Origin of the sequence: Cronobacter sp. HA18003, assembly GCF_011605905.1 — a bacterium.
GTDB lineage: Bacteria > Pseudomonadota > Gammaproteobacteria > Enterobacterales > Enterobacteriaceae > Cronobacter > Cronobacter sakazakii.
Genome location: NZ_JAANQO010000001.1, coordinates 1 through 22,740, shown reverse-complemented (window position 1 = coordinate 22,740; position 22,740 = coordinate 1). Strand labels below are relative to the sequence as shown.

The window sequence follows — 22,740 nt, the reverse complement described above, 5'->3', positions numbered from 1 at the left end:
TGCAGGCAGGCCGCCGCCTTTTCACTGACAGTAAAAGGATGTCGTTTCACTCCGCTTTTCCTTTCCGGCGCCGGGCACGGCCCGCACCGGACTGAATATGCCCTCTGACACGCCGGCGTGGCGACGGCATACGCCGTGCCTTCACGGTAGCCCGGCTGCTCCGGCTGCAAGGGTCCGCTGTCGCCGTCATCCTCACCCGTTCGCGCCATTCACGGCGCATTCAGCCCGCGAATGGCTTGCGCTGCGGCTTGCGGTGCCGCCCCTGCATCCTCCACTTGCGCCGGGCTGTCGTGTCGGCACGGCGCAACAGGGTGCCGTATATCAGAGAGGAGAGTGTCCATGTCCCGTTTTATTCTGGGTGACTGCGTGCAGGTAATGTCTCGTTTTCCGGCGCGTGCCGTTGATTTTATTCTCACCGATCCGCCGTATCTCGTCGGCTACAGGGATCGTACAGGCCGCACGCTGGCCGGGGACAATTCGGCGGAATGGCTCCAGCCGGCGTGCCACGAAATGTACCGCGTGCTGAAAAATGACAGCCTGATGGTGAGCTTTTACGCTTGGAACCGCGCAGATCTGTTCCTGAATGCGTGGAAAGCTGCTGGCTTCCGGATTGTCGGCCATATCGTCTTTGCCAAGAGTTATGCTTCTAAATCGACCTTTGTGGGCTACACCCATGAGAGCGCTTACCTGCTGGCGAAAGGGCGGCCGCAGACACCGGACCGCCCTGTCCCGGATGTGATCCCCTGGAAATACACGGGCAACTACCACCACCCGACCGAGAAGCCCGTGCAAAGCCTGCGCCCACTGATTGAATCCCTGACACGGCCGGGGGCTATTGTCCTCGACCCGTTTGCCGGTTCAGGCTCCACCTGTGTGGCAGCGGCCGAAGCCAGCCGTCGCTATATAGGCATCGAGATGCTTGAAGAGTACCACGCCGCTGGCGTGCGCCGTCTGGCACAGGTTGAAAGGGCGAGAAGAATGCCGGCAGCCAACGACGGTTCGTTTTATCCCGATTATCCGGAGGCGGCATGAACTATCCGGGCCTTGAACTCCTGCGTGCGGACGTGGCTGCGCTCAGCAACGCCATGTGTGACGTGCGGATGTTGCTGAACCGCCTCGAATCGCAGCACCGGCACGACGCGGCAACACTTACTGAACGCATGGCCGCGCAGACCCTGCGACGGATTAACGCCCTGCTACTGGATGCGTACCGCGAAGCACTGATCCTTGACGAGTCCTTTCAGGACTAACTGACCCCGCCGGGCCACTGCCCGGCCTGTTAACTCCAAAAAGAGAGAAAGACTATGTACGGAACCCGAGAAGAACTCTGCGAGCAGCTGGAAAAAATGTTCACCTCTGACGAACCCCTGACCCTGCTGGTCTGGACGGAGGAAGGGATAGCTGTGGCTTGCCGTGAACTCCAGCCCGAACCGGAGGCAGCTGAAATCCGTGCCGTGATGAAGGCGCTCGGCGCGGTGAAAATGGCGGATTACCGCCGGGAGGGGGTGACAAATGCGACCGTCAGCGATCTCCTGACCCGTCAGAGGGAAGCAGCAAACCAGCTGGTCAGCGTCCCGGCTATGCTCCTGTCCCGCGTCCTGCGCGACTATGAGTGCGAGCTGGAGCACCGGGCCGGGCAGGCATGGGAAGCCGGCAGGGTCGAACCGGAATCTGTTCAGAAGGCGAGGAACGATATTTGCGCACTTAAAGACGCACTGGCGGCCTGAATATGTGCCGGGGGAGTACCCCCGGCTTACCTGTGACGATCCACTGCAAAAAAAATGTCAGTTCCTTCCGCTTTTATCCGCCGCCGGCCTCCGGACGACGACGGGACAGAATACGCCCTCTGATACGCCGGCGTGGCGACGGCATACGCCGTGCCTTCACGGTAGCCCGGCCGCTCCGGCTGCAAGGGTCCGCTGCCGCCGTCATCCTCACCCGTTCGCGCCATTCACGGCGCATTCAGCCCGCGAATGGCTTGCGCTGCGGCTTGCGGTGCCGCCCCTGCATCCTCCACTTTACGCCGGTCTTCTGTGGCGGCACGGCGTAAGCCGGACCTGTTAACTCTTTAACCGTGGAGGACGTATGACTTCAGCAGTGATCCCTGTTGCCACCCGTATCGAAGGCGCATATCCGCGAACTGGCCGAACAGGTGACTGAACTCTCTACCGCCCACGGCCGTGAGGTGAAAGTGCTGGCCAGCTCCGCCGAACGCGCCACGTCGCTTGCCCGGTCGGACACGCTGAAGGAGCGGTTAATCAGCCGGCAGCAGGTACTGAGCGGGGAGTTTTCCCTGAAACCGCAGAGCACGCTGGTTATTGAGGGTGCTGAAAAGCTCGGGCTGAAGGAAACCCTCATTCTTGCAGGCGAGGCCCGGGCGCAGGGCGCGCAGCTGGTCTTTCTCGACAGCGCCGGCCGCCAGGCAAACGGCAATGCCATGTCGGTGCTGGAAGCCGCAGGCGTGACGCGCAGCCGGCGTACTGAACCGGCCCCCGGTCTGGAGACGGCGGTTATCAGCCTGCCGGACAAGCGGGTGCGCTATGAGGCGCTGGCCAACCGTTACGCTGAACTCAGCGCCGGCAGCGAGCCGGTCACGGCGGTGGTGCTGGGCCAGCGCGAGCAGAAACACCTGACCGGCCTCATCCGGGATGCGCTGCAGAACGCGGGGCAGCTTGAGCGTGACGGTGTCACCGTGGAAGCCCGCACGCCGGTCTGGCTGGACAGCAAAACCCGCCGGCAGCCCGGCTCCTACCGCGCCGGCCAGGTACTGGAAGATCGCAGCAATGCCAGAGAGGTGAAGCACTATGTTATTGACCGCGTCCATGATGACACGCGCATGCTGTCGCTGGTTGACGGTGACGGCGTGCTGTCCCGCCATAAAATCAGCAGTCTCACGGCGGACTGGCGGCTCTACAACAGCGAGCAGCTGAATATCAGCGAGGGAGAAAAACTGCTGGCCGTGGCCGCCGACCGTACCACCGGGCTTAAGGCAAAAGACCGCCTGCATGTCACGGCCATCACACCGGCGGGCATTGAGGTGCAGCGTGACGGGAAAACCCTGACGCTGCCGGCCAGCCGGCCGCTGTATGTCACGCACGGCTACGTCGCCGCCCCGGGCGGTCGGGACAACGAGTCAGGCGTGGTACTGGCTGCGCTTAACAGCCGCGATATCACCGCACAGATGATGAACACGCTGGCGCAGAGCGGGGACCGGGCGGAGGTGTTCACGGCCGAAACCCAGGACCGGGCGGAAGCCCGCCTGCAACGCATGCGGCACAGCAGCTCCCCGGTGCAGCTGGTCCGCAGCCTGAGCGGTAAGGACGACGTCAGCGACGCCGTGAATACCCTGCGTGACGGTGTGAAAGGCGAGGCGGCGCTGGCCGTTGCCCGCGCCATTGCCGAACAGCGGGAGGTGTCGTTCAGCGAGCTGAAACTCACCACGGCCGCCACGGCGCTCCATAACGATATCGGTGCCATTGGCGACGAGATTGCCGCGCAGGTGAAAAGCGGGGAACTGCTGACCGCTACGGTACGCGGCGAAACCCGGCTGATTGCCCGTTCGACCTGGGAGATGGAAAAAGCCATCATCCGTGTTATCGATGAGGGCAAGAACACGCAGCAGCCGCTGCTGGAGCAGGTCGATCCGAAACTGCTGGACGGGCTGACCGCCGGGCAGAAGCAGGCCACGCAGATGGTGCTCGGCAGCCGCGACCAGTTTGTCGGCGTGCAGGGCTACGCCGGGGTGGGTAAAACCACCCAGGTGCGGGCGGTGAAAGCCGCCATTGAAACCCTGCCGGAAGCCGGGCGGCCTGAGCTGCTGGGGCTGGCGCCCACGCACCAGGCGGTGAAGGAAATGAGCGAAGTGGGCGTGGTGGCGCAGACGGTGAAATCCTTCCTGGTGGAGCATGACCAGCGCGTGGCCGGCGGGGAAAAACCGGATTACCAGGGCCGGATGTTCCTGATTGACGAATCCTCGATGGTGGGGAACCAGGACACGGCCGCGCTGTACCAGGCCATCCGCGCCGGCGGCGGTCGTGCCGTCTCGATGGGGGACACCGCCCAGTTCGAGGCGGTGGACTCAGGCGCGCCGTTTAAGCTTGTTCAGGAGCGCAGCCCGATGGACGTGGCCATCATGAAAGAGATTGTTCGCCAGCGCGACGTGCAGCTGAAAAGTGCGGTGTCGGACATTATCGATAACCGTATTGACGCGGCGCTGTCGCGTATTGCCTCCGTCACGCCCGACCGCGTGCCACGGGAAGCCGGGGCGGCGCTGCCAGCCGCGTCAGTGCAGGAAACGGACTCGCCGGTGGAAGCCATTGTCGCGGACTGGCTGGGGCGTAACCCGGATGCGCGCAGCCGCACCATCATCATCACCCAGCTGAACCGCGACCGCCAGGCCGTGAACGCCGGCATTCATGCGGCGCTGACCGCCCGTGGCGAACTGGGGCAGGAAGCGGTCACCGTGCCGGTGCTGGAAAAAATCAGCCACACCCGCCATGCATTCAACAAAACCGCAGCCTGGCAGCCCGGTATGGTGGTGAAACGGGGCGACCGCTATCAGGACGTGGTGGCCGTGGACAAAAACGGCTCGCTGGTCACGGTGCGCGACGAGGAAGGCAGAATCGCCCTTATCTCCCCCCGGGAGCTGGTTGTGGGCGACGTGGAGCTGTTCACCCGTGGCAGTATGGAAGTGCGCGCCGGCGACCAGCTGCGCTTTACCGCCACCGACCGCGACCGCGGGCAGGCCGGTAACCAGAAATACACGGTGGAGGCGGTGAAGGATAACGGCGACGTGGTGCTGAACGGCACGGCCGGGCGCAAAGTGATTAACCCGAAGGAGGTGCTGGCCGAGCAGCATATTGATTATGCCTGGGCGGTCACCGGCTACGGCGCGCAGGGGGCCAGCAGTGATTACGTTATTTCACTGGAAGGCACGCAGGAGGGGCGTAAGGCGCTGGCCTCGCAGCGTGCGTTTTACATTTCCGCCTCCCGTGCGAAAGACCATGTGCAGATTTACACGGATGGCCTGGCGGACTGGACTAAGGCGGTGAAAATGCCGGAGCGGGAGGCAAAAACGGCCCACGATGCGCTGAAGCCGGAAACGCAGCGCCAGCAGGCACGGGCCATCTGGGCGATGGGCCAGCCGCTGGCCCGCACCGCTATCGGCCGCACCTGGCTGCGTCACCAGGGGATGGAGGCTCAGGGCATGACGGCACGGATTATCCCGGCCACAAAGCGTTACCCGGAGCCGGCACTGGCGCTGCCGCTGTATGACAACAACGGCAAAAGCGCGGGGCTGGCGCTCGTTCCGGTTGTCGCCGGCGATAATGGCCGCCTGACTCAGGGCGAGACCCGCTTGGTGGCAACGGAAGGCGCCCGGGGCGCGGTCCTGCAGCGCAGCCATTCCGGCAAAACGGTGGTGGTGAACAGCCTGCAGGAAGCCCTGGACACCGTCAGGGCCCGGCCGCAGGATGGGGTGGTGTGGCAGACCGGAGAGGAAAAACCGTCAGCCCACCTGCTGAAACTCTCCCGCGGAGAGCCGGAGCAGTTCCGCACTGTCGCGCTGCCGGAAGAAAAACCGGTGGTGATACCCAAAGCGCTGCGTCAGGACCTTCAGGACGAAGCGCGGGCCCTTGCCGCCGGCAGTGCCGCAGAGGAGCTGGCGAAACTGGCAGAGCAGGCCCGGGCTGAAGCGGCCCGCCAGAGGGAAATGCAGCTGCGCGACGGGCAGGAAAAAATCCGGCTGCCCGAAGAGCAACCCATTATTCTGCCAGCCGACGAGAAAGCTGCCCGGGAAGCGGCACTGCCGGTTATCCCGGACGCCGGTGTACTTCGCCGTGTGGCAGACGAAACACAGCCCACCGGTGGCGACCAGAACGCCGTTAAACAGGCGCTGCTGCAGGAGGCCGGCGAGGCACTGTTGCAGAACAGCGGCAAAACAATGGACATGCAGCAGATTGCCGGGCGGGTGGCCTCAGAGCTGGCAGAGCAGAGCCGCGCTGAACTGCCCCGGCCGGAATCCGCGCCTGAACGCGGCCGCCAGCCGGAGCAGGAAGAGCGCGGGCATACCCGACATATTCAGAAAGAACGTTAATCAGAGGAATGGCTATGACACGTACCACCCTGGCCGCGCTTGGCGCGGCTTTTTCATTGTTCGCCGGCAGCGCAGCGGCTGCACCGGCACCCGTTTTCACGCCGGAGCAGGAAGCCCGTATCGGCCAGATAGCAGCCGACTATATGCTGACCCACCCGGAGATTCTGGTGCAGGTCAGCCAGAAACTGCAGGCGCAGCAGCAGGAGCGCCAGCAAAAAATGTACGCGCTGAGCGTCATGGAAAACCAGGAGGCGCTGCTGCGCGATGCAGACACGCCGGCATATGGCCCGGAAAACGGGAAAGTGGCCGTCATCGAGTTCTTTGACTACCAGTGCATCTGGTGCAGCAAACTGGCGCCGGAAATCGAAAAGGCCATGAAAGCGAACCCGGATGTGCGGTTTGTCTTTAAGGAGTGGCCCATCTTCGCCGGGAAGTGGGCGGAGTCAGAGCAGGCCGCGCAGCGCGGCCTGGCGGTGTGGAAAGCGAAAGGCGCACAGGCTTACATGACCTATCACAACAGCATCTACCACACCGGCCATGCGGAAGGGGAGCTTACGGCAGCCGATATCGATGCCGCGGCAAAAGCGGCAGGCTTCACGGCCAACACCATACCAGATAACACCGCCGTGCTGGAACGCAACGATGCACTGGCGCAGCAGCTGGGCCTTACCGGTACGCCGGGACTTATCATCATGCCGGTCACCGGCGCTAAACCGGGCAACATCACCGTGCTGTCCGGCGGCACTACCGCCGCGCAGATCCAGGCGGCCATTAAAAAAGCCGCTCAGTAACCAGCCGTGAAAAAAAACCTCAGAAACAGGAAATCCACTGTTTCTGAGGAAAGGAGAAATCCAGAACGTTACAAGAAACTTAAGTGTAGCGCTGCGCTGTGGCAGATGTTACTCATTTAATCTGAAAAAGTTATCCAGCACAGACGCGACAGAATAGAACCGGTCCGGCTGCGGGCGACGGCATTCCCGCCAGAAACCGTCCTCCTCAACGCCGGTGCGTCCTTATTTCTTCTTCAGCCTCAGAACCCTTGCGCTTCCTCGCTCAGACCGCTGCCGGTCTGAGTCTGCGGCGAGCACTGCCTGCTTTTTCCGACTGATTGAAATCTCATCTACTGAAGTGGAATGTGAGAAGCCGGTCACGGCATTTTTCCCTGGCTGTGAAAATTTTCTTTGGTCGCACATTTGCTGAGCGGTCACAGCTAGAAAATTAGCAGGCAAAGCGGTAGACTTTTGCGAGCCGTGACGCCTGTGGTGAGGTATCTGGCTGATATATTTTATATTTCTGACTTAACTGAAATCGCTCTCTCAGGCCTGGTGTGGTGACCGGAAATGAGCGGGACGCGGTGAACGCCTGTGGTGAGGCTGAAGCCGGACAGTTAGGCAGAAAACACTTCTGCGTTCGTTAATGCGACCGGGCGGAGAAGGAAAGGACAAAAGGATTGGGCGCGTCCGTAAGACGCTCAGGAGCGGGAAAAGGCATCTGCCGGAACCCGAATGCAAAAACCCCCTGAAATCTGTATGAAACTTGGCGGAATCGTCAGATGTTCAGGGGGCCCAAAAGCAGGCTGGTAGCCTGTGAAGGATTATAACGCATGCATTACATAACACAACACCCGGCCGCCATAAGACAAGGCCGGCGTGAATGATAAACTAACTGACCTCATCTTTTCAGAACAGCCATCAGGCGTTGTACCTCCCCGTTTCATTGAGCCGGAGGGCGCCCGGACATTGCCGTTCTGCCGTAAAATGATGAATAAAGCCGATGGCTTTACCTCGTCATTTCGCTTCTATGTTCACGTACTTTTAGCGCGCGCAAAAAAAACAGCCAGGCGCAGGCCGACTGCTTCGCGCTGTGAAGCCATTGATGCGCTGCTGCAGGCGATGTGCTTCTGGTACGATCCGGTGAATAACTGTGTTCGCCGCTCGCCTTCTGAGCTGGCAGTTGACTGTGGTCTGGCTACAAAATTAACGAGCGGCAAACTTTGTATTGCAAAGGTTAGCCGGATACTTACGGCCCTTGATAAGGGCTACGGGCTTATCGTCTATAACACCCGTAAAGATCCAAATAACAACAGCGCGGTAAAAGCGAGTATCTGGTTCACGCCGGCTTTATTTGAAGCCCTGGATATTTCTTCCGCAGAGTGGTCCCGTGCCCGACATTCAGCTGCAAAAAAAGCGGCTAAACCTACGGGGGGACACGTTAATGGCTAAATACAGTCAGGCCCCCGCGCACTGGTCAACTCTTTCGCCGGATGAGCAGATACGTTTCTGGCAGGATGTGGATAACGGTCGCGCTGACTCCTTTCTCGTAGCCCCTGCAAGAAAGGCCAGCCGCCGCCGCCGCGGCGTTCATTCAACAAAACCAAAATGTGAAAATCCGTCATGGTTCCGTCCTGAACGCTACAAGCGGCTCACAGGGCAGCTGGCCAGGGCATATAACCGCCTGGTGAAAACAGATAAGGATACGGGACAGGTCAGCCTCCGTATGCATATATCCCGTCATCCCCTTTATATCCGGGAGCGGCAGAATGCCGGCAGGCAGTATGATTTTCGTCCGGAACGGCAGCGCCTGCTCAATGCGCTGTGGCCGGTACTCATCAGCTTCTGTGATGCAGGTAAGCATACCGTTGGCATGTGCATTTCCCGTCTGGCCAGAGAGCTCAGTGCAAAAGACAGCAAAGGGCAGGTGATCCGTGAAACGGAGGTGACGGTATCCCGCCTTTCTCGGCTGATTGAAGAACAGGTGCGGTTTGGTGTGCTGGGACTGGCAGAAGAACGCACATGGGACCGTGAATCGAGGTCATGGCTGCCAACCTACGTCTACATTACGCCGGCCGGATTTAAGATGCTGGGCGTTGATCTCGACAAGCTGCTCAGGGAGCAGGAAAAGAAACTCCGGAACAGTGAGGAGCGTGAACAGCTCATCCGTGAAGGTGTAATCAGCGAACATGAGGATATTTCACCTCATACAGCCCGTAAACGCTGGCACAGCCAGAAACTAAGGGAAGCACTGCTTTACCGGCGCAGGAAAGGCGCAGAGCGCAAGCGGGCCAACCGGCTGAAAAAATTGCCGGTGGATGCACGTATCCATGAAATGTCGGTGTGGTTGTATAAAACCATGCCGGCTGACGAGGCTTACTGGTGCACGTCCGAACGCCTCCGCGAGCTGGCCATACAGAATCTTTACCAGCTGGATTTAGCGCTCTCGCCACCAGAATAGGTCCCGCAATCTTACAATCTGATTTTTGAACGGCCCCTGACGGGGCTTTTGGCGCTGGTTTGACGGCACCACACTGGCTAACCAGTGTACGCTGCTCCGAATTTCTGACGTCATTAAAGCCGGCAGGCGCCCGTTCTGAGCGCTCAGCGAACCTGCCTTATTTTTTTACACAGAAATCCGCAAAGGGATAACAAAAGAAATCCGCACATATATAAATCCAAAGCTGCAAAATAGTCTTAACCCCCCTTTTTTATCACCCCTTCTCATTCCATTTGCAGGGTAGTTAGTTGTCTTGCGAAACGTTGTGGATAACGGGGAAAACCCTGAAGTAGCTCCCTGCGCTTCGCTCCGGGCACGGGAGCGGTGCACAACACAGAGTTTAGTTACAACACTCATAAGATTTAAAAGTAGCTTATGCCCCGGTGGCCAGAGCACCAGTCCTGAAACCACAGCGCCACGTCCGGCCGCCTTAATGCCTCACCGCCGTACCTGAAACCATACAGCCCGGACCCGGCCACTAAAGAGCCCCGCCCGCCCCGGGCCGAAGGCCCGGAACAGGAGTGGCTTTAATGGATGTTGTAACTACGCCGCTAAGCGGCCCTTACAGGCCCGCCAAGCCGGAGATACGGCCCGGCTGCGGCTTCGCCTTACCGGACCCACTCCGAAGGCGCAGAGAAGCGTTTACGTGGCTTTCAGGGGGTTATGGCTTGGCAGGACGGGGGGTGGACAGCGCGATATGAAGAGAGGGTAAGGCCCGGCGGTTTAAGTAAAGCTCGATATATAGCTTTAGTGAGCCGCCTTTTATGCCCTGACGGGCATGCCAGTTTATCTAAGTTTACGGTATCATCGGCCCAAGCTGTTACACGTACAATAATAAATATATTGCAGCGTCTTATGAAAGCTTAACTCAACGATAATACTACACGACTAAAAAAGGGAGGTTTTATGTCCAGCTTGCTGGATTGGCTGCTCAACAAGGCAGACGGTAATTATTTTTTATACATAAAGCGGCTGTCAGCTAACGACACTGGTGCCACCCGTTCGCATCAGGTGGGTCTTTACGTTCCTGCATCGATTATAGATAAGCTGTTCCCTTCGATTGATGACACCAAAGCACTTAATCCTTCAACAGTGTTAACTGCCCGTGTCTCATCGCATATGTGCCGGGAAAGCAGAGCTCGTGTTATCTATTACAATAACCGTTTCTTTGGAAAGACGAGGAATGAAAAAAGAATCACATGCTGGGGCAAAGGCAGTCCCCTCCAAGATCCGGAAAATACTGGTGCCCTGACCGTTCTCGCCTTTGAATACAATCACGGTTATGACAGTGAGAATGTTGATATTTGGGTATGCGGTAACCCTGATGAAGAGGATATCATTGAGGCTGCCCTAGGAGAAATTTTACCCGGAACATATCTTGCTGGCCCTGTACAAGAAGTCATGGGAGGATTTGCCCAGCAGCATGCTGCGCGTAAAAAGCAATATAAGCTTCCTGACGATTGGACAGAACGATTTCCTTCAGGAAGTGAAATCATCGGTTATGCTGCTGCACATTACACAACAGACTCAGGGGATCCTGACGAGCAACTTATTGAGCGCCGTCGTGTAGAGTACGATATTTTCCTGCTTGTTGAAAAAATACATGTGCTGGATATTATCCGTGAGGGGTTTGGTTCTGTAGATGAATTTATTGCAATGGCAAATTCAGTCAGTAACAGACGCAAATCTCGTGCTGGTAAATCCCTTGAGCTTCATCTGGAGCAGCTGTTTGTAGAGCATGGTTTAAAATATTTCGCCACTCAAGCCATTACCGAAGGTAATAAAAAGCCTGATTTCCTCTTTCCTTCAGCAGAGGCCTATCACAACGCGGCTTTTCCGGAAGAAAAGCTCCGCATGCTGGCCGTTAAAACAACCTGTAAGGACCGCTGGCGACAGGTCCTTAATGAAGCTCACAGAATAAATGGCATTCATCTTTTCACGCTGCAGGAAGGCGTCTCACTTGCTCAGTTCAGTGAAATGCAGCAGGAGGGGGTCAAGCTAGTAGTCCCCTCGGCCTTACACGGGAAATATCCTGAAGCGATCCGGGGGGAACTAATGACACTTGGTAGTTTTATTGCGGAGCTTACCGGGTTGTACGCCGATCTGCCAGAATGAATCACCCGGCATCAAGGTGCCGGGAATGCAGATTATTTCTGAACCTTATTTGGGGTCTGGGCAGAAACTGCTTGCAGAATATAAGGTTCAAGCAGCCGGGCCACCGCTTCAAAAACCGGCACGACCACAGAATTACCAAACTGACGGTATGACTGCGTGTCGGACACTGGAATACGGAACGGCTTACCATCAGGTTTTTCAAATCCCATCAGGCGGGCACATTCACGGGGGGTCAGTCTTCTAGGCCGGCATGCCTGATTATCTTCATTTACGAAGTCAGCTTCACCAATTGCTTTGTTCCAGCCCCTATCTATAAGTATTTCAGAGCCGTCTTTGTGGTAACGGGCAGACAACGTACGTGCTACGCTGGTTAAATCTTTAGGGTCAACAAGCCCAAAACCAAAACCGTTACCTTTAGCGGCATGCTTTTTAGCATAGTTATAAAGATACTCCCAAAGCTTCGGCGTAAGAATGTACTTGCTGTCAACGGCAGGCTCCAGCAATTCGCCAAATGTTGGCCGATGTTCCGGATAAAATCGGCTGATATTACGTAAAGTAAAGCCCTTATGAATATTCAGGTCACGACGGAAACCTACCAGAACGATACGCTCCCGATGCTGAGGGAGAAAATGTTTACCATCGATTATCTTGGGATCGTTGCTTCCCGTTGCATCAGCATCTGCAACTTCATACCCCAGTTCATCTAACGTTTCCATAATGACTTTAAAGGTCTTACCTTTGTCATGACTTTTGAGATTTTTAACATTTTCCAGCACAAAAACTGCCGGCTTTTTGGCACGGATGATTCGCGCTACATCAAAGAAAAGTGTGCCCTGAGCTTCACATTCGAAACCATGAGCACGTCCCAGCGAATTTTTTTTACTTACACCTGCCAGACTGAAGGGCTGACAGGGAAAACCAGCCAAAAGTACATCATGATCAGGTATATGTTTATCGATATTAGCGTAAGCATCGAGCTCAGAGATCTCAGGTTTATCGCTAAGTGTCACTTCACGGATATCAAGGTTAAATTTGTGTGCTTGCTCATCATTAAACCAATTGGCTTTATAAGTCCGCACAGCTTCCTTGTTCCATTCACTGGTAAAGACGCATTGTCCTCCTATCGCCTCAAAACCCTTTCGGATACCGCCAATACCTGCAAACAAATCAACAAAACGAAAGGCATAGTTCGGATGATGTACAGGCGGTTCAGGAAGCATTTTTCTAAGTAATTCTTCCTCAGATGAAGTTAATGACTTAGGCGCACATTTGCCATTGATCCATCGATTCAGGGTTTCTCTGGTCCATTCGTTACTACCTACTTTTCTGAGTAGTTCTGCAACGTACTTTTGGTCATAAATTTCCAAAACCTGTTGAATCAGCTTCTTATCGTTTTGCTGCCGAAGCATTTCATCAGCTGATGCTTTTTCAAGCAATTCTTGTGCCAGTAGCTCAAACTCGGACATGATACCTCCTAGGGTCTTATGGGTGAAAATATATCACTCATTTGACCCAGAGGTAAAGTTTTATCTGGATATTTAACCAGTAAAAATTAAGTGAGCAAAGTCATAAATGAAATTTTCATTGATGCATCCTAGAAATTAATAGGTTTAACTAAATTAATTTTGAATAATATATTAATTTAATTATTAACCAAAACATTTTAATTATTAAACAAACTTGCAGTTAATTATTTTTTCTTTTGATTGTGTTTACTTCTGAACAAAAAAGGAGCATAAGTTGGCTAGACACATATGCCATTGATTTATTGAATTAATAATAACTTGCTGCAAACACTAAAAAGGATTGTATTATGGATATTGAAATAAATAACTGTAATAACATCGACAAGGCAAACATTGTACTTTCGCTAAACAAATTAAACATAAAGTTCGCCCCTAACGGAACGGGGAAAAGTACTATATCTCGAGCTATCCATTACAGTGTTACTGGAGATCAAGATGCCTTAGTTGAATTGCTCCCTTTCAAATTAAGACGAGAAAATCCGGAAGGGTTAAGTCCGACAGTTGCTGGCATTGAAAACTTGGGAAACGTAATGTGTTTCAATGAGAAATACGTGGAACAATTCACCTTTCAGCGTGATGAATTAGTAAGCAATAGTTTTGAAATCCTTATAAAAACAGATGCATATAAAGATACTGAGCGTGAAATCGATGATATGGTTATGGCTATACGCCAAGAGTTCTCCAGCAATGTAGAGCTTGATGTTTTTATCAAGAATCTTCAAGAGCTTAGTGATGCTTTCAAACTAACAAGTAAGGGGCTTTCAAAAGCATCGACTGGAATGAAAGGGTTGTCTTCAGGCAATAAACTTCAACATATTCCTGTTGGGTTAGAACCTTACAGACCTTTTATACAGAGCGCCCGAAACGTTGAATGGATCGAATGGCAAACAAAAGGTTATTCAAAGTTTTCAGATCTCGCGGATGGTTGCTGTCCATTTTGCACTAACGATTCAACACAAAAAAAGCTGCAAATACAACAAGTCAGTGCAGAATATGATAAAAACGTTATAAAAAATCTAGTTGGTATTATCACTGTGCTTAATGAGCTGGGTGAATATTTCTCTAATGATGCTAGATCACGTCTTCAAGAGATTACAACGCTCGAAAATGGTTTAGAAGCGCAGCATGAAAGTTATCTCATTACTGTCAAAGAGCAAACTGATAACTTGATAATGAAGCTAAACATCCTTAAGACCTTAAACGGCTTTACTTTCAATGATACGGCAAACATAAGTGCTTCGCTGGCTGCGTGTCGTTTAGACTTACAATTTTTTTCTGAATTACAGTCAATAAAAACCGAAGAAGCGATCAGAAATCTTAACACATCATTGGCAAACCTGATGAATCAGGCCGGACAGTTGCAAGGTAAAATAAGTATACAACGTAGTGGCATGCAGCGAATGATAATTAAGCATAAAACAGACATCAATAATTTTCTTGCCTATGCCGGTTACCGATATCGTGTCGATATTACAAGTCAAGGAGACAAATCGCAGCTTAAGCTGCAGCATATCGATTTTGATGGTTATCTAACAGGTGGAAGCCAGCATTTGAGCTACGGTGAACGCAATGCCTTTGCTATAGTGCTTTTTATGTACGAATGTCTGGCAAAAAAACCGGGATTAATTATTTTAGACGACCCTATATCTTCTTTCGACAAAAACAAAAAGTTTGCCATATTGGAAATGTTATTTCGTCGCAAACCCGGTCAATGCCTGAAAAATCAAACAGTACTGATGCTGACACATGACGTTGAGCCTATAATTGATACATTAAAATCTGTAAGAAAAATGTTTAATAATCAGGTAACAGCGTCATACCTCAGATATAGTCGCGGGACTATTATCGAGCAAGCAATATACGAGTCAGATATACGAACATTTTCCCAGATTTGTCAGGCGATAATGGAATCAAATAGTGAAGATATTATTAAGATTATCTACCTGAGACGCTATTATGAAATCATGGATGATTTGGGAGATGCTTACCAGGTCTTGTCCAATTTATTACATGGACGTGTCGTTCCGATAGACACAAGGAAAGAGATTGTGGAAAACGTAGGTCACCCAGAAATGACAGAAGAAAATTTACAGAACGGTTGCCTTGAAATTAATAGGCGCATTCCCAATTTCATTTATGCAAATATTTTATCCATCATACTTGATCCTCAACAAGTGAGATTGCTTTACCAACGGTGCCAAAGCGGTTATGAAAAATTACAAGTATTCAGATTAATAGGTTTAGAGCAAAGTAATGCCGTCATTAGAAAATTTGTTAACGAAACTTATCACGTTGAAAATGAATTTATCTGTCAACTTGATCCGGCGCGTTTTGATTTAATACCAGAGTATGTTATCGACGAATGTGATAATATACTCTTCCCGCCTCCGCCAGCAAACGACGAAACGATAGAGCAAATAGCCTAAATCAAAACCGGTCCATATATTGGGCCGGAAAACATACTTTTTACTTATTAAAATACATGTTTGAAAAAGCATTGATTAAGCAGCTTGAAGTTATGAATGACCTTTAACAACTGCAAACCTGCTTGGTCGGAAGGCTTATGTAGCGCGACATGAAAAGAGGGTCAGGCCCGGCGGTTTGATTGAGAAGAAAGTGTATGCTGTGTGAAATCTGTGAAAAAATCAGGGCGTGTGTGCTTCAGATTTTACGAAAACGCGCCAGCGAAAAAGGCCGCTGGCATCCAGGTCAGATCCCGTACAGCCAGCAGAACTGAACGCAATTACATGCGTGTCTAACACTTCATGAAAAAGAAGGGAGTAAGGACATCAGTTTTTGCAATAGCACGACAGACTAAAGAATAACCTCCCTGCTATATCACACAGCAATACCAACCAGGTAACAACACATTTTACAGGCAAAAGATTAAATAGAGCAGGTAAGCCCCGGCAGCCATAGCCACAGATGAAAACACAACGTGAATTTTAATCTGAAGCCGAAAATCTCTGTACTCAGCAGGTGAATAATGCTCACTGCTACCGTTCATTACCTTAATAGTCACTATTACCCGTGCGAGTTGATACAAAGAGAATAATATTGCAAGGGCAGCAACAGCCCACGACATGTAAACCAAACCATCGAACGGGCTGCCAAAGTTATCTTCAGGCATATAGTTTCCTCAAAGGAATGTTTTTGCGCATCATTTATTTTAACACAGCATGGCTTATATTAAAAAAATTAAAGATACTGGAAACAGTAAAAATAGTATCAGGTAATACAGCTGCGCATAAATTCTTTTTAAGAAGGCTAACCCTGAACGGAAACGGTGTTTACCACCGTAGTCGTGAAGGGTTGACCAATCCCCGTCTACTGACGGGGTGCGGTAGGATGCCAGCTATTTTCAGCGCTCCATCATGTACAGCGCGATCCCGAACAGGAACAGATGCCAGATATAGGCTGCGTAAAAGAACCGGCGGGGCATGAAGCGTTCCCGGCCTGCCGGCATCAGCACACCGGCCAGCTGAAGCGCGAACCAGGGAAGCAGCAAAGTGGGTAATATGGCCACCATCATCGTTTCGAAAGGCAGCGCAGCCAGGTGGTTCAGACCGTTCAGGCTGAACAGCGCGGCGAACGACACGGCACCCGTCAGTTCGCGCTGCCGTGGTGTTATCCCGGTATCGAAATAAACTGCCAGCCCCAGTGCCAGCAGTACGCCCTGAAGGCCATAGCTTGCAGGCCATAGTGGATACATCAACGCTGTGAGTAATACGATGCCGGTGACCGTACCTTTCCAGGCGTATTTCGCCCGCCACGCCAGCAGCTGCGTTACGCCGGCGAATACAAACAGAATGTTGAGCGCGTACCACGGAAAATGATTGTGAAATGCCAGCGCGAACGCAGGCTGGGTGACCACCGCCCATATCCACAACCGGTTCGCCCTTGTCTGAAGCCTGGCGGGTGCGCTGGTAATGTTTACCGCCCATATCATTGTGAACAGAGGGAACGCCATTCGTCCCAGTGCGTACAGTTCCGGACAAGGAACTCTCATAAACAGGGTGTTGAAGTGATCCACCATCATGGCCAGTAGCGCCATTACCTTTATCAGGTCGATGGCTCCCGGACTCAGCGAGTCGGGCATTATCGTCACTGGCTGGCTTATTATCCCTGTGAGACTTCGCAGCTGTTTCATATCGGGTTTCCTGTTGTGGACGACAGGCGCTGAAGATATATTCCTGGACCCATCTCCAGAATAACCGCCCCGTCAGAGACGGCACCTTAGCCCCCGCTTTCTCCATGATTTTTCGTGCAGCGAATTCATTTTTATCACGCAAGAGCAGCATAGCCTGCTGTTTGTTCTTATTTGCCAGTGCGATGGTTAAAAAATGAAAATCGTTCATAGCACCCTCCGTAAAACACTCAGTTATTAACGGCAGGGTTTCACTAAAATTTAGAGTGTGATTATCTATATTTACCTGAATATTAGTAAAATCATCTATTTCTTTTTAGTTAACAGGAGGTAATTCAGGAGCTATCCCCTCACCTCCTGTTAGCTTGATTCATATTGTATTACTTTCATTTTAACGATTAATGATGACTCCGAATAAATGTTTTTCAAAAGGTTTAGCTGCTGGTTCCGGCCATTTTTGCGGATCGGTAACCACCTGCCCTATTTCTTTCATCATCCGGTGCATTTTCTTTTTACGCCCAATATACTCTTCTGTGCGATATCCCATAGTTTCAATAACCAGAGTGTGATCCGGTTTACCATTCTCAGTAACATTCACAATGAAGTCTGGTATGACAAACCCTTTTTCATCAGATATCGGATCAGGAATTTGCTGCTCATGTACAGGCTTAAGCAGAGTTAAATTTATCGCAGGAGAGTTAACTCTCAGCCACTCTGCACATTTATTAATACTTTTGAGCGTATCCTTCTCAAGTTCGCTGTCTACCGGCACTGGCCAGTTACGGCTGTAAATGGCATGTGCATAACCGTCCCGGCATTCCACCTGGCCGGTTATTTCATTACGCTCAAACCGTACAATTACCCAGTAATGGCCCCGCCGCCCTTCTCCGGCCTCGCCATTTATTCTTAGCCGCCGCGTTGGACTGAAGCTGAAGCACAGAGCGTTGCCGTCTTTACCTTTGCCTTCCAGAACAAATTCGGCACCGTCCTCTGTCACACGGTCTGTTGTAAATATCATCCAGAACAGGCGTTCGCGGCCCTCAAGCCATTCAGCCTTATCCAAGGTTGCCATTATTTCTGCCGGCGATTTCCAGGGCTTAAGAGAGACGACCTCGGAAAGCATATGACCACGGCTTACAGATGTTTTATCCAGTACCGCCTGCAGCTGACGTATCCTTTCTGCTGCACCCGGATACGGCTTGTCCAGATTAACAGGCAGGCTGAGTTCGTTGAAACCAGCATCCTCAATCAGGGTAAACAGCAGTCTCGCCAGGCTCGATACTGCAGCTCTGCGCGGTCTGCGAGTCTCTTCATCATTATCATCGGGCGTACCGGCAGGTTGCTTTCGGATGGCCTTTTTGCGGAGCAATGAGCTGTAGTCAATGCGGCGCAGTGAAGCCTTCTTACGTGCTCCGGAGGCCGTTCTTTCCTCGCCGCCCTCAGTGTGCTGTCCTTTCAGAGGACAATTATCTGCATGGTCCGTTTCCCTGTTGATGTTCCTTAAGTGAATTGGTATATCCGGATCGTTAACGGCCGTCAGTTCAGGCGGGTTTACATTTTGATGGTCTGCCCAGCAGTCGCACTGTAGCCACAATCCTTCATTGTGCATTTCCCAGAAAACCTTATCTGCTAAGTCAATCTCCGGGAGAGTGGATGTCATTCTCGAACGGTAGACATTTCCTACTGCGGTTGCTTCTTTGTCAGTAAGTTCACGTTTCCTGTATCGACTTTTCCTGAATACAAGCAGCATATGAAGTTCCTTTCATTTATAAAATACTTGTGTATTACATTTGTAAGCCTATGATGATACAAAAGCAATACATTTATTTGGTTTTTGATATCTCTGTCCCAGCCAGCTCACTGGCTTTACTGGTAACCACTTAGATCAGGAAAACACATGAATAACGACGATGTACAGCCCCGGAAATGCATTGAGCTGCTGAAGCTGTGCCAGCAGTTGCAGACTCAAAAAGATGGTATTCGTCGTCCGGAGCCAGGCACATTTGACCCGGCCGCTAAGATGGACACGTTCGCCAGGAATATCACCAACAGCTGTCTGTGGCTCACTCACATCGAGGCGATGTTGCCTGTTCTGGGGCAACTTACGGAACTGGGAAAAGAACTGGAGAAGGAAGGCAAAATTAAGCCCGAAGCCGGGGATAACTATGCCAGTCTGGCGGTTGCCTGGCTTCTGAGCACCAGACAGAAGCCGAACTCCGATCTCGTTAATCAGTGAAGCAGGTGCACCGTGCAGTCGTGTACGGATGCCTTTTATAAAATACTTGTGTATTACATTTGTAATGCTAATATGCTACGAAAGAAATACATAAGTGTTATTTTTTGCTCACGCCTACGTTCAAGAGGAAACCACAATGGCGCCAGTCAGCTCCAGGCAGCAGAAAGCAAAAATTTACGCAGTAATGAATAATAAAGGGGGGGCGGGAAAAACCTCCACCGCCACCAACCTCGCCGTTGCTATGGCGCTATCAGGAAAGAAAGGGCTGGTTATTGATTCGGATCAGCAGGCGAACTCAACGGAGGTTCTGGCCCACGGCAAGAAATATTACGCTCAATACGGCAATACTATCTGTAACCTGTATACCGATGCGCGTTTCGATATCCGTAAAGCGATAATCCCGGCAATGGCGGGAGATACAGAAATTCCAAACCTGGATTTCATCCCTTCTGATCCATCATTCGAAAAAGTGCTTGAGCAGGCGCTTACGCGTAGCCACCGGGAAAAAATACTGCATCGCCATCTGCAGGCCGTCGCGGACGAATATGATTTCATTATTATTGACTGTGCGCCGGGTCTGAACCTGGCCACCGGTAATGCAATCTATGTCGCAGACCATGTCCTGGTTCCTGTTGATGCCGGCAGCTTCTCGTTAAGCGGCCTTGAAGTCATGCTGGATTTTATGGACGAAATAAATGAAGAGGAGTTTAAAAACTTCAGCGTATTCAGGAATGAATATAACGCTTCCAAGAAAATCATGAATAATTTTATTCAGGATGAGCTGATGAAGCATAAACGTATCCAGAATCGTTTACTTGAAAGCCGCATTCGCGACGATCAGACAATTGTGCAGTCTCAGGTCGCCTGTCTGCCGTTATTTTATTATGCAAAGAGTTCTCTTGCGCTGAACGACTACCGGAAACTTGCGCGTGAACTTGAAACCCTTTCCCAGAGTGAGGTGGCCTGATGGCAAAGAAACCTTTAGAACGCCCGGAAATTGTTAAACCAGGCGGAACAGAGGGCGAGGAACGAACCCGCCTGACAAACTTCAGTTCGAAAAAACGGACTACCTCAGAAGCACCTAAAACGGTAAGGATGACCGCGGCCGAAAAGATGATGGCTCAGGAACTGGTTGAAGCAGTCCAGGAACTAACAAATAAGAATATCACACTTTCCACAATACTCCGGGCCGGTCTGTATATGGCAAAAGCAGGCGGTCCGGACAAGGTACTGAAAGTTATCAAGGAAAACATCTGAAACCTTGTGAAGCGTAGTTGAAATGTATTACACAAGTAATGCATCGGTATTTTTACCTGTTTTGTTTTATAGTCTTGTCTTCTTTTTAAGCCTTACAGATGTATTACATTTGTAAGGCTCTGCCTGCCTGCATTGCGCAATAAACCATCACCCCTTCATCATTGCCGTCTTTTTTCTGTTCATCTGCATGCGTTGGGTTATTATCGATTCACTGCTGATAACACCAGCGGTAACTCTGTTGCTCCGGGCAAGCACGGGCAACTACCTCAAACCTTCTTAGGACATTCATATGAATATTCAAAGAATCAGATTTAGACAATTTAACCAGTTTACGGAGTTGATTACCGATGATAATGCATGCCGAGGACCTACATGAACAAATAAAAGCAGTTATTGCCTGTGAAGAGAAAGGTGACTGTAAGGTACGGATTGATTTACCGCACAGCCCGTTCTACAAAATGCAGGACGGATTTTACGGTGGGAATGGTGTTTACTTTAATAACAAAAGCTGCACCCGCTTTTCACTGAAAAATAAATCCAAAGGCGTAATGTACCTGGCGTTAACGCCACACACCGCCCTCAAGGAGTTTTTCCAGGATGAAGAAGTTATTGCCCGGCAGGATTTTGAGCAGAACTGCATGGCGGAACTTACAGCTACCCGCAGCCTTACTGTCTTCGATGTGTCTGCGCTGGCGCTTCAGCTTAAAATTCCGGTAGGTGACTTGATGGGGCCAAAGGAGCCTGTGTATCCCTTTACGCAGCTGCTTGCCCAGGTACTGTCCCCTTACGCTGACGGGATGATCTATCTGTCACGGCACACAGGTAAAGAATGTATCGTTTTGTGGTCTGATTCAGTTGATGGCGGAGGGTGTCTGGATACCACATCAGTCACCTCTTTGAGTAAATACAGCCATAACGGGAAAAGCGCTAAACAAATCCTGAAGTCTGAGCTTGCCATTCTTGTAGCTTAAGACGATAAAATGGGCCCCGGAGGGCCCATTTTTTACATTGTATGGTTGGTGCCAAAGTTTTCCGCAAGAAGACGCAGACTTTCCATTTCACCAGGCGTCGCGCCGCGGCGTAAAACATCAATGGCAGAAACTCTTTCATTATTACCCGGCAGATCCACTTTACGGGTAAAAAAATTACATTTACGGATGTCGCTGACATTACTCGTAATCAGAGAAAGCAGCTCAGGCACACCCTTCAGCATACCGTTTTCTGAATTATGCTCATCCGTGCTGAACTGAAATACCGGATATAAATTTTCCGCGCCCCAGTTCAGCTGAATAAGCTTATTCTGCTTACCGTATTTATGGATGGTCGGCGTCGACAGGCCCAGCAGATTTTTAACCATTGTGGACTTATGCACGCCGCCATATTTTTCCAGCGTCTTAAGAAACACCAGGCGGGCCTCAGCATATTCTTCCTGTTCTTTCTTTTCTTCCGTTTCGGCTTCAATCATTCTGTGGCTGAGCGCCGTATATTTAATTTCGGTCCAGAATTCCTCATCCGGTAAGGTCAGCAGGGAAACCAGTTGCTCTTCAGGTACGTTCTGAATAAAGCTGAGAAATTTATTTCCCACATTGTTGATCCGGGCCTGCAGCAGCTCCGTTTCAGGATGCTTACCGGCTGGCCTGTGAGCCCGGGCTTTTTTATGCACAGATGTCGTGGTCATGATCGCCTCGTCTCGGGGTTTAAGATTTTCATATGTTCATGTTACACGAAATCTTAAAAAGCGCAAATTTTGCGCTTTTAGCTTTTCTTCTTCTGGTGCCTTTCCGTTTTCTGCTATTCCGGGAAACCCTGCCCTCATTGGCCGTTCCGCCCGCCAACCCCACGATGCTGTGTCTCCTGTGACCTGCCACCCCATTATCCAGGCAAAAAGGATCGTGCGACGATCCCGCGCCAGCCACCCCCGTGAAAAACAGGTTTCCGGTTTATGGTATATTTCCGGAAAGCGGAAAATCTGCGCGGCCTGCTCCGCGGGTTTTTCCGGTGGCGTCGCGGCCTGACGGCGGCGAAAATAACGTCATACTGTAAGCAGATTGCGCTGCGTGAAATCTGGAGGTGTCACGGGGGTGTACATCACCGG

The 22,740-nt window shown here is 51.7% G+C and carries 18 protein-coding genes; 13 read left to right on the top strand and 5 right to left on the bottom strand.

Annotated elements, in window-relative coordinates; genetic code table 11:
* Positions 1 to 339: 339 nt before the first annotated feature.
* From G6041_RS00090 to G6041_RS00055, 8 genes are all read left to right on the top strand, one after another.
* Entirely contained in the window at positions 340 to 1,032 is a 693-nt protein-coding gene (locus G6041_RS00090; protein ID WP_087601222.1) for a DNA methylase, read from the top strand.
* Positions 1,029 to 1,250 carry a hypothetical protein gene (locus tag G6041_RS00085; protein ID WP_087601221.1) on the top strand — a complete coding sequence of 74 codons (222 nt, stop codon included), beginning with the start codon at positions 1,029 to 1,031 and terminating at the stop codon, positions 1,248 to 1,250. Before G6041_RS00090 ends, G6041_RS00085 begins: the two co-directional genes overlap by 4 nt.
* A gap of 54 nt (positions 1,251 to 1,304) precedes the next feature.
* Complete coding sequence (locus tag G6041_RS00080; RefSeq protein ID WP_087601220.1) at positions 1,305 to 1,727, top strand: DUF1380 family protein; 423 nt, start codon at positions 1,305 to 1,307, stop codon at positions 1,725 to 1,727.
* A gap of 380 nt (positions 1,728 to 2,107) precedes the next feature.
* Positions 2,108 to 6,094, top strand: coding sequence for a conjugative transfer relaxase/helicase TraI domain-containing protein (locus G6041_RS00075; protein WP_341773915.1), 3,987 nt, complete (start codon positions 2,108 to 2,110; stop codon positions 6,092 to 6,094).
* A 14-nt stretch (positions 6,095 to 6,108) separates the two neighbouring features.
* Positions 6,109 to 6,885, top strand: a complete 777-nt coding sequence (locus G6041_RS00070) for a DsbA family protein (protein ID WP_035886985.1) — start codon at positions 6,109 to 6,111, stop codon at positions 6,883 to 6,885.
* Positions 6,886 to 7,743: 858 nt separating this feature from the next.
* Positions 7,744 to 8,316 (top strand): plasmid replication initiator RepA, encoded by a 573-nt coding sequence (gene repA / locus G6041_RS00065; protein ID WP_104677683.1) that lies wholly within the window; start codon positions 7,744 to 7,746, stop codon positions 8,314 to 8,316.
* Entirely contained in the window at positions 8,309 to 9,325 is a 1,017-nt protein-coding gene (gene repA, locus G6041_RS00060) for a plasmid replication initiator RepA (protein ID WP_029589984.1), read from the top strand. The genes repA (G6041_RS00065) and repA (G6041_RS00060) overlap by 8 nt, the downstream gene beginning before the upstream one ends.
* Positions 9,326 to 10,270: 945 nt before the next feature.
* Entirely contained in the window at positions 10,271 to 11,479 is a 1,209-nt protein-coding gene (locus tag G6041_RS00055; RefSeq protein ID WP_080322042.1) for a type II restriction endonuclease, read from the top strand.
* 32 nt (positions 11,480 to 11,511) lie between these two features.
* Here G6041_RS00055 and G6041_RS00050 read toward each other — a convergent pair whose 3' ends face one another.
* Entirely contained in the window at positions 11,512 to 12,945 is a 1,434-nt protein-coding gene (locus tag G6041_RS00050) for a DNA cytosine methyltransferase (protein WP_080322043.1), read from the bottom strand.
* A 347-nt stretch (positions 12,946 to 13,292) separates the two neighbouring features.
* Here G6041_RS00050 and G6041_RS00045 point away from each other — a divergent pair, with 347 nt between their 5' ends.
* Complete coding sequence (locus tag G6041_RS00045) at positions 13,293 to 15,431, top strand: AAA family ATPase (protein WP_080322044.1); 2,139 nt, start codon at positions 13,293 to 13,295, stop codon at positions 15,429 to 15,431.
* A gap of 446 nt (positions 15,432 to 15,877) precedes the next feature.
* On the opposite strand, the gene G6041_RS00040 is transcribed toward G6041_RS00045, so the two are convergent.
* The 3 genes from G6041_RS00040 to G6041_RS00030 form a co-directional block, all read right to left on the bottom strand.
* Positions 15,878 to 16,135: a hypothetical protein gene (locus G6041_RS00040; protein ID WP_029589980.1), complete on the bottom strand. Its 258-nt coding sequence runs from the start codon at positions 16,133 to 16,135 to the stop codon at positions 15,878 to 15,880.
* A 231-nt stretch (positions 16,136 to 16,366) separates the two neighbouring features.
* Complete coding sequence (locus G6041_RS00035) at positions 16,367 to 17,155, bottom strand: TraX family protein (RefSeq protein ID WP_029589979.1); 789 nt, start codon at positions 17,153 to 17,155, stop codon at positions 16,367 to 16,369.
* Positions 17,156 to 17,543: 388 nt separating this feature from the next.
* Positions 17,544 to 18,902, bottom strand: a complete 1,359-nt coding sequence (locus G6041_RS00030; RefSeq protein ID WP_104677684.1) for a hypothetical protein — start codon at positions 18,900 to 18,902, stop codon at positions 17,544 to 17,546.
* A 147-nt stretch (positions 18,903 to 19,049) separates the two neighbouring features.
* Here G6041_RS00030 and G6041_RS00025 point away from each other — a divergent pair, with 147 nt between their 5' ends.
* From G6041_RS00025 to G6041_RS00010, 4 genes are all read left to right on the top strand, one after another.
* Entirely contained in the window at positions 19,050 to 19,388 is a 339-nt protein-coding gene (locus G6041_RS00025) for a hypothetical protein (RefSeq protein ID WP_029589977.1), read from the top strand.
* 136 nt (positions 19,389 to 19,524) lie between these two features.
* Positions 19,525 to 20,355 (top strand): ParA family protein, encoded by an 831-nt coding sequence (locus tag G6041_RS00020; protein WP_029589976.1) that lies wholly within the window; start codon positions 19,525 to 19,527, stop codon positions 20,353 to 20,355.
* Positions 20,355 to 20,645 carry a hypothetical protein gene (locus G6041_RS00015; RefSeq protein WP_029589975.1) on the top strand — a complete coding sequence of 97 codons (291 nt, stop codon included), beginning with the start codon at positions 20,355 to 20,357 and terminating at the stop codon, positions 20,643 to 20,645. The genes G6041_RS00020 and G6041_RS00015 overlap by 1 nt, the downstream gene beginning before the upstream one ends.
* A gap of 347 nt (positions 20,646 to 20,992) precedes the next feature.
* A complete protein-coding gene (locus G6041_RS00010; protein ID WP_029589974.1) occupies positions 20,993 to 21,616 on the top strand; it encodes an RES family NAD+ phosphorylase in 624 nt (207 codons plus the stop codon).
* Between the two features lie 32 nt (positions 21,617 to 21,648).
* Here the strand turns inward: G6041_RS00010 and G6041_RS00005 are convergent, their stop codons facing one another.
* On the bottom strand, positions 21,649 to 22,323 hold the full coding sequence (locus G6041_RS00005) for a hypothetical protein (protein WP_029589973.1): 675 nt from the start codon (positions 22,321 to 22,323) through the stop codon (positions 21,649 to 21,651).
* Between the last annotated feature and the right edge of the window lie 417 nt (positions 22,324 to 22,740).